9 protein-coding genes and 2 pseudogenes are annotated in these 12825 nt (G+C 69.6%); 4 read left to right on the top strand and 7 right to left on the bottom strand.

Features of this window, described 5'->3' with window-relative positions; translation table 11 throughout:
- Window positions 1-203 precede the first annotated feature (203 nt).
- Entirely contained in the window at window positions 204-2654 is a 2451-nt protein-coding gene (locus ACZ7IB_RS31885; RefSeq protein WP_470917327.1) for a DNA gyrase/topoisomerase IV subunit A, read from the top strand.
- A 28-nt stretch (window positions 2655-2682) separates the two neighbouring features.
- On the opposite strand, the gene ACZ7IB_RS31880 is transcribed toward ACZ7IB_RS31885, so the two are convergent.
- Both ACZ7IB_RS31880 and ACZ7IB_RS31875 read right to left on the bottom strand, forming a co-directional pair.
- The gene (locus tag ACZ7IB_RS31880; protein ID WP_470917326.1) at window positions 2683-3816 is read right to left on the bottom strand and encodes a CobW family GTP-binding protein; all 1134 of its coding nucleotides are present in this window, start codon (window positions 3814-3816) and stop codon (window positions 2683-2685) included.
- 21 nt (window positions 3817-3837) lie between these two features.
- Window positions 3838-4998 (bottom strand): citrate synthase/methylcitrate synthase, encoded by a 1161-nt coding sequence (locus ACZ7IB_RS31875; protein WP_470917438.1) that lies wholly within the window; start codon window positions 4996-4998, stop codon window positions 3838-3840.
- Window positions 4999-5108: 110 nt separating this feature from the next.
- Here ACZ7IB_RS31875 and ACZ7IB_RS31870 point away from each other — a divergent pair, with 110 nt between their 5' ends.
- Window positions 5109-6425, top strand: coding sequence for a citrate/2-methylcitrate synthase (locus ACZ7IB_RS31870; RefSeq protein ID WP_470917324.1), 1317 nt, complete (start codon window positions 5109-5111; stop codon window positions 6423-6425).
- Between the two features lie 29 nt (window positions 6426-6454).
- On the opposite strand, the pseudogene ACZ7IB_RS31865 reads toward ACZ7IB_RS31870, so the two are convergent.
- Window positions 6455-7231 (bottom strand): annotated as a pseudogene (locus ACZ7IB_RS31865) (substrate-binding domain-containing protein); the annotation flags it as partial.
- Between the two features lie 60 nt (window positions 7232-7291).
- Here ACZ7IB_RS31865 and ACZ7IB_RS31860 point away from each other — a divergent pair.
- Window positions 7292-8983: a sensor histidine kinase gene (locus tag ACZ7IB_RS31860; protein ID WP_470917322.1), complete on the top strand. Its 1692-nt coding sequence runs from the start codon at window positions 7292-7294 to the stop codon at window positions 8981-8983.
- On the top strand, window positions 8980-9663 hold the full coding sequence (locus ACZ7IB_RS31855; RefSeq protein WP_266357121.1) for a response regulator: 684 nt from the start codon (window positions 8980-8982) through the stop codon (window positions 9661-9663). The genes ACZ7IB_RS31860 and ACZ7IB_RS31855 overlap by 4 nt, the downstream gene beginning before the upstream one ends.
- Before the next feature lie 31 nt (window positions 9664-9694).
- Here ACZ7IB_RS31855 and ACZ7IB_RS31850 read toward each other — a convergent pair whose 3' ends face one another.
- The 4 genes and pseudogenes from ACZ7IB_RS31850 to ACZ7IB_RS31835 form a co-directional block, all read right to left on the bottom strand.
- Complete coding sequence (locus ACZ7IB_RS31850; RefSeq protein ID WP_470917320.1) at window positions 9695-11287, bottom strand: solute symporter family protein; 1593 nt, start codon at window positions 11285-11287, stop codon at window positions 9695-9697.
- Entirely contained in the window at window positions 11284-11727 is a 444-nt protein-coding gene (locus ACZ7IB_RS31845; RefSeq protein ID WP_470917437.1) for a DUF485 domain-containing protein, read from the bottom strand. Before ACZ7IB_RS31845 ends, ACZ7IB_RS31850 begins: the two co-directional genes overlap by 4 nt.
- Window positions 11728-11857: 130 nt before the next feature.
- Window positions 11858-12187 (bottom strand): annotated as a pseudogene (locus ACZ7IB_RS31840) (response regulator transcription factor); the annotation flags it as partial.
- Window positions 12168-12647, bottom strand: coding sequence for a DUF1453 domain-containing protein (locus ACZ7IB_RS31835; protein ID WP_470917318.1), 480 nt, complete (start codon window positions 12645-12647; stop codon window positions 12168-12170). The gene ACZ7IB_RS31835 and the pseudogene ACZ7IB_RS31840, both read right to left, overlap by 20 nt.
- Window positions 12648-12825 lie beyond the last annotated feature (178 nt).

Here is a 12825-nt window from a genome sequence, read left to right as displayed (position 1 = left end):
CCTGGCGAAGTTCCCATACCGCGGAAGTTCGCGTGAAAGAGGGGCGCATCCCCCGCAGGACGGATCACGAAACCACCTCGACAGGGGTCGGGAACGGCTCTTGGGACGGGTCGAGGTCGGCGATGTCAGTGCGGCGGTCCACAATGGTCGGCGTCAGAACCTGAGGTTGCCCGAACAGAATCCGTGAAGGAGTCGCAGCAGCGATGGCCCGCCGCAGCACGAAGACCCCGCCGCCGGACGACTTCGAGGAGAAGATCCTCGACATCGACGTCGTCGACGAAATGCAGGGCTCCTTCCTTGAGTACGCGTACTCGGTGATCTACTCACGGGCCCTGCCGGACGCCCGTGACGGCATGAAGCCGGTGCACCGCCGCATCGTGTACCAGATGAACGAGATGGGCCTGCGCCCCGACCGCGGCTATGTGAAGTGCGCCCGTGTCGTCGGCGAGGTCATGGGCAAGTTGCATCCGCACGGCGATACGTCGATCTACGACGCGCTGGTCCGTCTGGCGCAGCCGTTCTCCATGCGGCTCCCCCTGGTCGACGGCCACGGCAACTTCGGCTCGCTCGGAAACGACGACCCGCCGGCCGCCATGCGCTACACCGAGTGCCGGATGGCCGACGCGACGTCACTGATGACGGAGTCGATCGACGAGGACACCGTCGCTTTCCAGTCGAATTACGACGGTCAGGAGCAGGAGCCGACCGTTCTCCCGGCCGCGTACCCGAACCTCCTGGTCAACGGCTCGTCCGGAATCGCGGTCGGCATGGCGACCAACATGCCGCCGCACAACCTGGGCGAGGTCATCGCCGCCGCCCGTCATCTGATCAAGCATCCGGGTGCGGACCTGGAGACCCTGATGCGGTTCGTCCCCGGTCCCGATCTGCCGACGGGTGGCCGGATCGTGGGCCTGGGTGGCATCAAGGACGCGTACGCCGGCGGGCGCGGCACGTTCAAGATCCGTGCGACCGTCGCCGTGGAGAATGTGACGGCGCGCCGCAAGGGTCTGGTCGTCACCGAACTTCCCTTCACCGTCGGCCCGGAGAAGGTGATCGCCAAGATCAAGGATCTGGTCTCGGCGAAGAAGCTCCAGGGCATCGCGGACGTGAAGGACCTGACCGACCGCGCGCACGGCCTGCGCCTGGTCATCGAGGTGAAGAACGGCTTCGTGCCGGAGGCCGTGCTGGAGCAGCTCTACAAGCTGACTCCGATGGAGGATTCCTTCGGCATCAACAATGTGGCGCTGGTCGACGGACAGCCGCTCACGCTGGGCCTCAAGGAGCTCCTCGAGGTCTATCTCGACCACCGCTTCGACGTGGTGCGCCGCCGCAGCGAGTTCCGCCGGGGCAAGCGTCGCGACCGGCTGCATCTGGTCGAGGGCCTGCTCGTCGCGCTGATCGACATCGACGAGGTCATCCGGCTCATCCGGTCCAGCGACAACTCGGCGCAGGCGAAGGAGCGGCTCATCGAGCACTTCTCGCTGAGCGAGACCCAGACGCAGTACATCCTGGACACCCCGCTGCGCCGGCTGACCCGGTTCGACCGGATCGAGCTGGAGAGCGAGCGGGACCGGCTCAGCACCGAGATCGACGAGCTGACCACCATCCTCGAATCGGACGCCGAGCTGCGCAAGCTCGTCTCCTCCGAACTGGCCGCGGTCGCCAAGAAGTTCGGCACCGACCGGCGTACGGTGCTGCTGGAGTCGGCCGGTTCACAGGTCGCCTCGGTACCGCTGGAGGTCGCGGACGACCCGTGCCGGGTGCTGCTGTCCTCGACCGGCCTGCTGGCCCGTACCGCCAAGGACGATCCGATCGTCTTCGCCGAGGACGCCAAGCGTGCCAAGCACGATGTGATCGTGTCGGCCGTACCGGCGACGGCCCGTGGCGATGTGGGCGTGGTGACGTCCACGGGGCGGCTGCTGCGGCTCGCGGTGATCGATCTGCCCCAGCTGCCGGACACCCATGCCGCACCCAACCTTTCGGGCGGTGCAATGGTTTCGGAGTTCCTCACGCTGGAGAGCGACGAGGAGGTCATCTGCCTCACCACGCTCGACGAGGCCTCCCCCGGCCTGGCGATCGGCACTCTTCAGGGAGTCGTCAAGCGGGTCGTGCCGGACTACCCTGCCAACAAGGACGAGTTGGAGGTCATCACCCTCAAGGACGGTGACCGGATCGTCGGCGCGGCCGAACTGCGTACGGGCGAGGAGGACCTGGTCTTCATCACCTCCGACGCGCAGTTGCTGCGCTACCCGGCGGCACAGGTGCGGCCGCAGGGCCGGCCCGCGGGAGGCGTGGCGGGGATCAAGCTCACGGCGGATGCCGAGGTGATCTCGTTCACGTCGGTGGATCCGGCGGCGGACGCCGTGGTGTTCACGGTGGCGGGCTCGCACGGCACGCTGGACGACTCGGTGCTGACGTCCAAGCTCACCCCGTTCGACCAGTATCCGCGCAAGGGCCGGGCCACCGGTGGGGTGCGCTGCCAGCGTTTCCTCAAGGGCGAGGACGTTCTGGTGTTCGGCTGGGCGGGCGCGACGCCTGCCCGGGCCGCGCAGAAGAACGGCACGCCGACCGAGCTGCCGGAGCCCGACCCGCGGCGCGACGGTTCGGGGACGCCGCTGGCCAAGCCGGTCGCGGTGATCGCGGGGCCGGTGTAGGCGGTCGGCCGACGACGGAGGCCTGTCGCTACGCGTCGTCGTCGGGCCGTTGCACGTACCGCAGGACGCCCCACATGCTTCGTTCATGTGCGGCGTCCTGCGTCGTGTCAGGCGCCGTGGCGGCGCTCTCGCGGCAGTCGGCCAGCTCCTTGTGAAGCTGCTCCGGATCGATGCCTGAGCCGATCAGCACCAGCTGCGTGAGGCGCGGTTCGTCGCGGGTCCACGGCTGCGGGTCGAACCGCAGGAACCTGCCGACCGCGTGCAGGACGTACTTGTTGCCCCGGTCGCCCACGCCGAAGTCGACGAACCCCTTGATCCGGTAGAGACCCTGCGGCCTGGAGTCGAGAAAATCCATCAACCGGCGGGGGTTCATGGGTACGTCCGCGGCGAAGGACACGCTCTCGTACGCGGCATGCAGATGGTGACCGTGACCGGCGCCGGCCTCTTCCTCGGCCCGCTCCGCCAGGAGCAGATCCTCGAAAGTGAGCTGGCGCGCCTTCTCCTCACCGTCCGGCCGCAGCGCCGGATCGAAGAGCAGCTCCGGGTCGATGCGTCCGTACGTGGCGCAGATGACGGCGGCCGCGCTGCCACCGGCCGCTGCGTCGCCGGCCGGGGCACCTGCCGCAGCGATGACGTCCCGGATACGGGCCTGTTCCTCGCTCCCGACCCGGTCGGTCTTGTTGAGCACGACAAGATCGGCGACAGCGAGATGGCGGTCGATCTCCGGATGGCGCTCCCGGCTGGCATCGAACTCTGCGGCATCGACCACCTCCACCAGTCCCCCGTACACGATGTGCGGATTGTCGCTGGCCAGGAGCATGCGTACGAGCTCCTGCGGCTCCGCCAGTCCGCTGGCCTCGATGACGATCACGTCGAGGCGGGCGGCGGGCCGGGTCAGCGTCTCCAGGAAGGTGTCGAGTTCGCTCACATCGACCGCGCAGCACAGGCATCCATTGCCCAGCGAGACCGTCGAGCCGACCTGCCCCGAGACCGTCATCGCGTCGATCTCGATGGAGCCGAAGTCGTTGACGATCACGCCGATCCGGTTTCCCGCACGGTTACGGAGGAGGTGGTTGAGCAGTGTCGTCTTGCCGGATCCCAGGAACCCCGCAAGGACAATGACCGGGATCTGCTGCTTGCGGGGCGGGGACGACGGGCTCAACGGGGACCTTCCTCGGGGACGTCAGGGCGCCGGGACCGGCTGCGGCGGGGGCGTACCGACGTATCGGGCCGCCGGACGGATGATCTTCGAGTCCTCCGCCTGCTCCAGGATATTGGCGCTCCAGCCGACCACCCGCGCCGCGCAGAACGTCGGCGTGAACATCTCGCGCGGCAGCCCGCACAGCTCCATGACGACTCCGGCGTAGAACTCCACGTTGGTGTGCAGCTCACGGCCCGGCTTGAGCTCGGCGAGGATCGCCTCGACCTGCCGTTCGACCTCGACGGCGAAGTCGACGAGCGGGCCGCCGAAGCCCCGGGCGATTCCGCGCAGCATGCGTGAGCGCGGGTCCTCGGTGCGGTATACGGGGTGACCGAAGCCCATGATCCGCTCACCCGCGAGCACCCGTTCGCGGATCCAGCCGTCGATGCGGTCGGGGGTGCCGATGGCGTCCAGCGTGTCGAGGGCGCGGCTGGGTGCTCCGCCATGCAGCGGTCCGGAGAGCGCGCCGACGGCCGCCACCAGACAGGCCGCGACATCGGCGCCGGCGGAGGCGACGACGCGGCCGGTGAAGGTCGAGGCGTTGAAGCCGTGGTCGATGGTGGAGATCAGGTACTGCTCCACGGCCCTGACGCGTGCGGCGTCCGGTAGGGAACCGGTGAGCATGTAGAGGTAGTTGGCCGCGTAGGGCAGTTCGTCGCGCGGCTCGACCGGTTCGAGGCCCTGGCCGAGCCGGTGCAGAGCCGTGAGCAGGGTGGGGACGGCGGCGCAGGCGGCCAGGGCGTCGCTGCGGCGCCGGTCGGCGTCGATGTCGTACACCGGCCGGAAGCCGGCCGAGGCGCCGAGGAGCGAGAGGGCTGTACGCAGGCCGGCCAGGGGTCCGGAGACGGCTCCCGCGCGGGCTATGGCGGGCAGGGCCTCGCGCACTTCCGCGGGCAGTCGGCGCAGTGCGGCGGTGCGGGCGGCGAATTCGGCACCGGCTGCGGCATCGGGCAGCGTGCCCTGGAGCATCAGGTACCAGACGTCCTCGAAGCTGCGGGTCTGTGCCAGTTCGACCGCCGAGTACTGCCGGTAGTGGTAGAAGCCCTCGCGCCCGCGAACATCGCCGAGGGCCGTGTCGGTGACGACGACTCCGGCGAGCCCTCGAGGTACGTCGAGCGGGGTTCCGCTGGTCATGGCCGGCATCTCTTCCTCCGTGAGCGTCCCGGTGGATCTCATCAACATTGATTCGACCATCTATGATTGACTTCAATCCTGTCAACATTGATTGAATCAATATGGATACGGTTGGCGACATGAAGGATCAAGCAGCACGCGGCGACGGCCCCGGTGCGACGGCCCCGCAGCGGCTCAGCACCCGGGAGACGGCTGAGCGCCTCGGCGTGAAGCCCGAGACGGTGTACGCCTATGTCAGCCGGGGCCAGCTGAGCAGCAGGCGCGCTCCCGGCGGACGCGGCAGCACGTTCGACGTCGCGGAGGTCGATGCGCTGGCCCGGCGCACGGGCCGCCGGGAGCCCTCGGCCGCCACCGGCGATCTGGTCTTCCACACCGGCATCACCCTGATCGAAAGAGACCGCTACTACTTCCGTGGCGTCGACGCGACCGCACTGGCCAGGCAGTACGCCTACGAGGAGGTTGCCGAATGGCTCTGGACCGGAGATCTGCGGCCCGGCATCCGCTTCACGGCACCTGCTGAGGCGCTGGCCGCGGCACGCCGGGCGGTCGAAGCGCTGCCCGCGCACAGCGGCTCGACGGACCGGCTGCGGGTGGCCGTGATCGCCGCGGCGACCGCCGATCCGCTCCGCTTCGACCTCTCGCGCGAGGCGGTGCTCGCCAGTGCACGGAGCCTGATTCCGACCCTGGTCGGAGCGCTGCCCCTGACCTCGGACGCATCTTCGGCGGGTGACGGATCCGAAGGGAGGGCGGACGGGAACGGGGCCGGGCTGGCACGGCGACTGTGGCCGAAGCTCACTGCCCGGCCGGCCGACGAGCCGTCAGTCGCCGCGCTGGACACCGCGCTCGTCCTGCTGATCGACCACGATCTCGCGGCGTCGACACTGGCCGCCAGGGTCGCCGCATCCGCCCATGCCCATCCGTACGCGGTGGTCTCCGCGGGCCTGGGAGTCCTGGAGGGCCCGCTGCACGGGGCCGCGAGCGGTCTGGCGCACCGAATGCTGACCGAGGTCCTGGAGCGGGGCAGCGCGGTACCGGTGGTCGCAGATCATCTCCGTACCGGCCGCAGGGTCCCGGGGCTCGGCCACCGCCTGTACACCTCCGAGGACCCGCGGGCGCAGACGCTGTTCGCCCTGCTCGCGGACGTCCCGCAGGCGGCCCCCGCGCTCGCCGCAGCGCGCGACGTGGTCACCACGACCGCCCGCCACGCACCCCTGCACGCCAATGTCGACCTGGCGCTCGCCGTGCTCTCCGTCTCCTCGGGCATGGCCGCGGAGGCGGGCGAGACGGTGTTCGCGGTGTCACGCACGGCGGGCTGGATCGCGCATGCACTGGAGGAGTACGGAGAACGGCCGCTGCGTATACGCCCCAGTGGCCAGTACAGAGGCCCCTGTCCCCCTCAGCCACTGCCGACCGCTACGGGCGGACCGATGCAATAGACAGTCCGTACAACGCAAAATCGGGACGGTCAGCGAGAAGCGGTGCGCGGTGGCTGGGCGGTGGAGCCCCGCACCACCAGTTCCGGCTCGAAGAGCAGCTCGTCGGACGGCACGGTACGCCCCCCGATCTGCACGCAAAGCAGCTCGACTGCGGCGCGCCCCATGGCCTCGATCGGCTGTCGGACGGTGGTCAGCGGAGGCTCGGTGCAGTTCATGAAGGCCGAGTCGTCGTAACCGACGACCGAGACATCGGCGGGAACCGAAAGACCGCGACGGCACGCGGCGCGCACAGCTCCGAGCGCGAGCGGATCGCTGGCGCAGATGATGCCCGTGACGCCCTGGTCGAGCAGGCGCATGGCGGCGGCCTGCCCGCCCTCCAGCGAGAACATGGCCCGGGCCACCCACTCGTCCGGCACGGTCGTGCCCGACTTCGCGGCGATCGCACGGGCGGCGGCCAGTTTGCGGTGCGAGGGGACGTGGTCGGAGGGGCCGAGCACCAGGCCGATGCGCTCGCGGCCGAGCGAGACGAGATGGCGCCAGGCCTGTTCCACAGCGACGGAGTCGTCGCAGGAGACGCCGGGGAAGCCGAGATGATCGATGGCCGCATTGATCAGGACGACCGGGATCCTGCGGTCGGCAAGCACCTTGTAATGGTCGTGCGGGGCGTCGGCCTGATGGTAGAGCCCGCCGGCGAAGACCACGCCCGACACCTGCTGCTGAAGGAGCAGCTCGACATAGTCGGACTCGGAGACGCCGCCCTCGGTCTGGGTGCACAGCACCGGGGTGAGGCCCTGCTGGGCGAGCGCGCTCTCGGAAAGCGGAAGGGAATTTCGGAAAGCACCGGAATGCCCTCTACCGTTCATATGATGAGCGCCCCACCGCCCACCGCCAGGAGAGCACGCCGAATCGGCTGGCCTCAGCGGGTCTTCTCCCAGGTCCTGCTGATGCAGCTGGCCATCGCCACCGGTGTCACCGTACTCGCCACCGGCCTCTTCCTGGCACCCCTCAGCGCACAGCTCGACGATCAGGCGATGCGCCGTGCACTCGCCATCGCGCAGAGCACGGCGGCCCAGCCGCAGATCACGGAGTCACTGCTCTCCACGGCCCCGGCCCCCACCGGGCCGGTACAGACCGCGGCCGAGCGGATCAGACGCGCCACCGGCGCCGAGTACATCGTCGTCATGGACCGGCGCGGGGTTCGCTGGTCGCACACCGATACCGACCAGATCGGCAAGGTCGTCTCCACCGACCCGAGCGACGCGCTCGCCGGCCGGAACGTCATGGAGATCGACAGCGGCACGCTCGGCCGCTCGGCCCGCGGGAAGGTGCCTCTGCGCGACGGGACGGACCGCATCGTGGGCGCGGTCTCCGTCGGGATCGCGTACGACAGTGTCCGCGCCCGGCTCCTTGCGGCGATTCCCGGGCTGTTCGCCTACGCGGGCGGGGCGCTCGCTGTCGGGGCGCTGGCCGCCTATCTGATCTCCCGGCGCCTCCAGCGGCAGACCCATGACCTCGCCTTCTCCGATATCTCCGCGCTGCTGACGGAGCGCGAGGCGATGCTGCACGGCATCCGGGAAGGGGTCGTGGCGCTCGACCGGACCGGCCGCATCCGGCTCCTGAACGACGAGGCGCAGCGGCTGCTCGGGCTCGGCCCCGATGCCGCGGGCCGCCCGCTCGACGCCGTGCTCGGCGAGGGGCGGACCGCCGATGTACTGGCCGGCCGGGTGGTCGGCGACGATCTGCTGACGGTGCAGGGCACCCGGGTCCTGCTCGCCAACCGGATGCCTACCGACGACGGCGGCGCCGTCGCCACCCTCCGCGACCGCACGGAACTCGAACACCTCGGCCGCGAGCTCGACTCCACCCGTGGCCTGATCGACGCGCTGCGGGCCCAGGACCACGAGCACGCCAACCGGATGCACACCCTCCTGGGGCTGCTGGAGCTGGACATGCACGAGGACGCCATGGAGTACGTGACCGAGGTCGTCGGCGTCCACCGGGCAACGGCCGAGCAGGTCACCGAGAAGGTGCACGACCCACTGCTGGCCGCGCTACTGGTCGGCAAGGCCACGGTCGCGGCGGAGCGCGGCGTCGCGCTCCGCATGGCCCCCGGGACCCTGCTCCCGGACCGGCTGGTGGACCCTCGCGGGCTGGTCACCGTCGTCGGCAATCTCGTGGACAACGCACTGGACGCGGCGGCCGGAGCGGACGGCGCACTGATCGAGGTGGGCCTGCGCGCCGAGGGCCGTACCGTGGTACTCCGGGTCTGCGACAGCGGCCCCGGAGTACCACCCGGGCAACGCGAATCGATCTTCACGGAGGGCTGGTCGACGAAGGAACTCCCGGCGCACGGCAAGCGCGGCCTGGGCCTTGCACTGGTGCGGCGGCTGGCGGAACGGCAGGGTGGCGCAGTCACTGTCGACGGGGCCGCGGACGCCGGCGCCGAGTTCACCGTCGTACTGCCGGAAGCCTTGGCCGTCCCGGAGATGACGGACCCTGAAATGACTGAACGGGAAATGACCGAACCGAAGACCGGCATCGCGGGAGAGGCTCAGTGATCGAGGTCCTGGTCGTGGATGACGACATCCGGGTCGCGAAGGTCAATGCGGCCTATGTCTCCAGGGTGCCGGGGTTCCGGGTGGCCGCCCAGGCGCACTCCGCCGCCGAAGCCCTCGCCACGATCGAGGAACAGCGTGTGGACCTGGTCCTGCTGGACCACTACATGCCCGACCGTAACGGTCTGACGATGGTGCGTGAACTGCGCAGGCTCGGTCACCACACCGACGTGATCATGGTGACGGCGGCGCGCGACGTCGCCACCGTCCAGGAGGCCATGCGACATGGCGCGCTGCAGTACCTGGTGAAGCCGTTCACCTACGCGGGGCTGCGTACCAAGCTGGAGGCGTACGCGACACTGCGCCACACCCTCGAAGGCGGCGGCGAGGCGGAGCAGGGTGAGGTGGACCGGCTCTTCGGCGCCCTGTGGGCGGCGGGCGAACCCGACCTGCCCAAGGGCCACTCACCGACCACGGCGGAGCTGGTCAAACAAGCACTCCGGAGCGCCGAAGGGCCGCTCTCCGCGCAGGAGATCGCGGAGAGCGCCGGGATGAGCCGGCAGACCGCCCAGCGCTATCTGAAGCTGCTGGAAAGGACCGGTAGGGTGCGGCTGACGCTGCGGTACGGCGAGACGGGCCGCCCGGAACACCGCTACACCTGGTCCACCGGCGGGCAGGCCTGAGAGATCCGGTCCGCACGGTGCACACGCGCGGCTACACCGCCCCTGCCCCGGTCAGCGCACGGACCTCGGTCTCCGCATGTTTGGAGGCGTCGGGCGGCTCGGTGGACGTGACCGTTCCGATCCAGCCGGCCAGGAAGCCCAGCGGGATGGAGACCAGGCCGGGGTTCTCCAGGGGGAAGAGCTGAAAGTCGGCGCCGGGGAAGAGCGAGGTGGGACTGCCGGAGACGACCGGGGAGAGCAGCACGAGCAGCACGGCGGGGATCAGCCCGCCGTAGACCGACCAGACCGCTCCTCGGGTGGTGAAGTTCCGCCAGAACAGGGAGTACAGCAGCACGGGGAGGTTGGCCGAAGCGGCGACGGCGAAGGCGAGCCCCACCAGGAACGCCACATTCAGGTCCTGGGCGACCAGACCGAGCCCGATGGCGGCCGCCCCGATCCCCGCTGCGGCGACCCGGGCCACGGTGACCTCGCTGTACCGCTTGGAGCCAGGACGCCTGAGCGCGGCGTAGAGGTCATGGGCCACAGAGGCGGACGAGGCTAGGGTGATCCCCGCGACGACGGCGAGGATGGTTGCGAAGGCGACGGCCGCGACCACGGCGAACAGAATCGTTCCCCCGGTGGATTCTTCGCCACCGCCGAGCACCAGGGCCAGCAGCGGAACCGCTGTGTTCCCCGCGGAATTCGACGCTCGTACCTCCGCCGAGCCGACCAGTGCCGCCGCCCCGAATCCGAGCACGATCGTCATCAGGTAGAAGCTGCCGATGAGCCCGATGGACCAGACGACCGAACGGCGGGCCGCACGGGCGGTGGGCACGGTGTAGAACCTCGACAGGATGTGTGGCAGCCCCGCCGTACCGAGTACCAGGGCCAGGCCCAGGCTGATGAAGTCGATCCGTGCCGTCCAGGATCCGCCGTACCGGAGGCCGGGCGAGAGGAACCGGCTTCCACGCCCGCTCCGTTCGGCGGCGGAGTTGAGCAGGGCATTGAAGTTGCCATGGAAGTGGACCAGGACGAGCACGGTGAGCACGACCGCTCCCGCCATCAGCAGAACGGCCTTGACGATCTGGATCCAGGTGGTGGCGCGCATCCCTCCGAGCGATACGTAGATCACCATGAGTGCCCCGACACCGATGACGGTCCAGGAACGGGCGGCGCTGCTCGTACCGCCGAGAAGCAGGGCGACCAGGCTGCCCGCACCCACCATCTGCGCGACGAGATAGAGCACGGAGACGGTGACGGACGAGGTGCCGGCGGCGATCCGGACCGGGCGCTCCGCCATCCTCGCCGCCACCACATCGGCGAGTGTGAACCGGCCGCAGTTGCGGACCAGTTCGGCGACCAGGAGCAGGACGACGAGCCAGGCGACGAGGAACCCGACCGAGTAGAGCATGCCGTCGTAGCCGACGAGGGCGATCAGACCGGAGATCCCGAGGAAGGACGCGGCCGACATGTAGTCGCCGGCGATGGCGAAACCGTTCTCCATGGGGGAGAACAGCCGGCCGCCCGTATAGAACTCCTCTGCCGAGCCATGCCGGTTACGGCTCACCCAGGTGGTGATGGCAAGCGTCACTGCGATGAAGGCGCTGAACAACAGGAGCGCGAGGGTCTGGTGGTTCCCGTTCAACGCCCGATCCCCCGCGTCATCTCCTGTGTCTCCCAGCGCAGATCGAGTGCGGCACGGTCCCTGCGCAGTCGTGCGTGACGTGCGTACGCCCCGGTGAGAAGAAACGTCGTGAGGAACTGCCCGAGCCCCGCGACCATCGCGACATTGACCGCTCCGGCCACCGGACGGGCCATCAGCCCGGGTGCGGTGATCGCGGCGACAACGTAGGCGAGATACCAGACGAGGAAGGCGAGGGTGGCGGGGACGACGAACCGCCGGTACCGACGGCGCACTTCCTGGAAGGCCTCGCTGCGCTGCACCTCCAGATAGATGTCGGCCGCACTGTGGCCGCGCTGCGGGCCAGCGGGCCCGGGTGGTCCGGCGGGAGCGAAGCTCCCCGCACCGTCCAGCTCGCCCCATCCGGAGGCCAGCGCGTCGTCCCACGGGTCGTCGAGTCGCATCGCTGCGGCCTCGTGCCCTGCTTCCTTCTCCACCGAACAACTCCCCTTGTCCACGGACCACTTCGGCCGCATACCCAAGAATGGGCAGATCGGGAAGATCCCGGGCATTCATTCGCCGGTCTTCACCACTTCAGGTGAAGGTTGACCCGGGCGGCTGTGCCAGGCCCCGAACATACGCACAGCGAACGGCCTGTGCCCGGTCGCGTACCCCGGCCTTGGCGAAGAGATTGTTGATGTGGCTTTTCACGGTGGCCTGCGAAATGTGCAGCCTGCGGGCGATCTCCAGGTTGGACAGGCCCTCCGCGATCAGAATCAGCACTTCCAGCTCACGTGGTGTCAGACCGTCGGGCAGCTGGGGATCGGGGGCCGAACCGGGCGGCGGGGGCTGCGTGGTGACGCGCTCCAGCAGGCGGCGCTGCACGGAAGGCGAGAGCCCGGCCTCACCCGACAGCACAGCCTGGTGCTGTTGGGGCTGCTGCCCGGAATCTAGGTGGTCGGGTCGGCGAAGGATGGTGAAGAGGCCGTCGCGCTCGTGGCCGAGCCGGCCCCTGATGTATGCCCATCAGGGCAGCAGCCCCGTAGAGGGCCGCCCGCAGCGTCAGTCCCCCTGTCCAGAAGAAGACGGTGGCCTTGGTGCCCTTGCTCCACAGCGAGCCGTCCGCCTCGCGCCACAGCCGAGAGGTCCAGCCCCAGCCGGCGCCGGTCACCAGCCCCACCGCCAGCTCTGCGCCCAGGACCGCCACGGACAGCGCCTCGTGACACGGATCCACTAGCCCGGGCTCGCGCAGCGACATGACGAGGAGAATGCCCGGCAGGATCCACCAGCGCTTGTCGTCGGAGATCCGCCGTGCCGAGCACTGGCGGACCACGACAACAGCGATGACGGCGACGATCACCAGGACATTGACAAGCCCGGACATGGCTGCCTCCGAGATGCGGAAAGGTTGAACGCCTTCGACGCTACGGAAACGACCAGGTCAGGGATCGGCTCAGGGGTTGATCCTGGGTGGTGGGGGGGGGGGGGGGGGGGGGGGGGGGGGGGGGGGGGGGGGGGGGGGGGGGGGGGGGGGGGGGGGGGGGGGGGGGGGGGGGGGGGGG

The organism is Streptomyces sp. NPDC037301, assembly GCF_055602785.1.
The sequence above is the reverse complement of the archived record's forward strand: the minus strand, read 5'-3'. Positions and strand labels throughout refer to the sequence as shown.

Coding starts and splice junctions, on each gene's coding strand:
- ACZ7IB_RS31885 (WP_470917327.1), top strand. CDS start 204: ATGGCCCGCCGCAGCACGAAGACCCCGCCGCCGGACGACTTCGAGGAG.
- ACZ7IB_RS31875 (WP_470917438.1), bottom strand. CDS start 4,998: ATGCCGGCCATGACCAGCGGAACCCCGCTCGACGTACCTCGAGGGCTC.
- ACZ7IB_RS31870 (WP_470917324.1), top strand. CDS start 5,109: ATGAAGGATCAAGCAGCACGCGGCGACGGCCCCGGTGCGACGGCCCCG.
- ACZ7IB_RS31860 (WP_470917322.1), top strand. CDS start 7,292: ATGAGCGCCCCACCGCCCACCGCCAGGAGAGCACGCCGAATCGGCTGG.
- ACZ7IB_RS31845 (WP_470917437.1), bottom strand. CDS start 11,727: ATGCGACTCGACGACCCGTGGGACGACGCGCTGGCCTCCGGATGGGGC.
- ACZ7IB_RS31835 (WP_470917318.1), bottom strand. CDS start 12,647: ATGTCCGGGCTTGTCAATGTCCTGGTGATCGTCGCCGTCATCGCTGTT.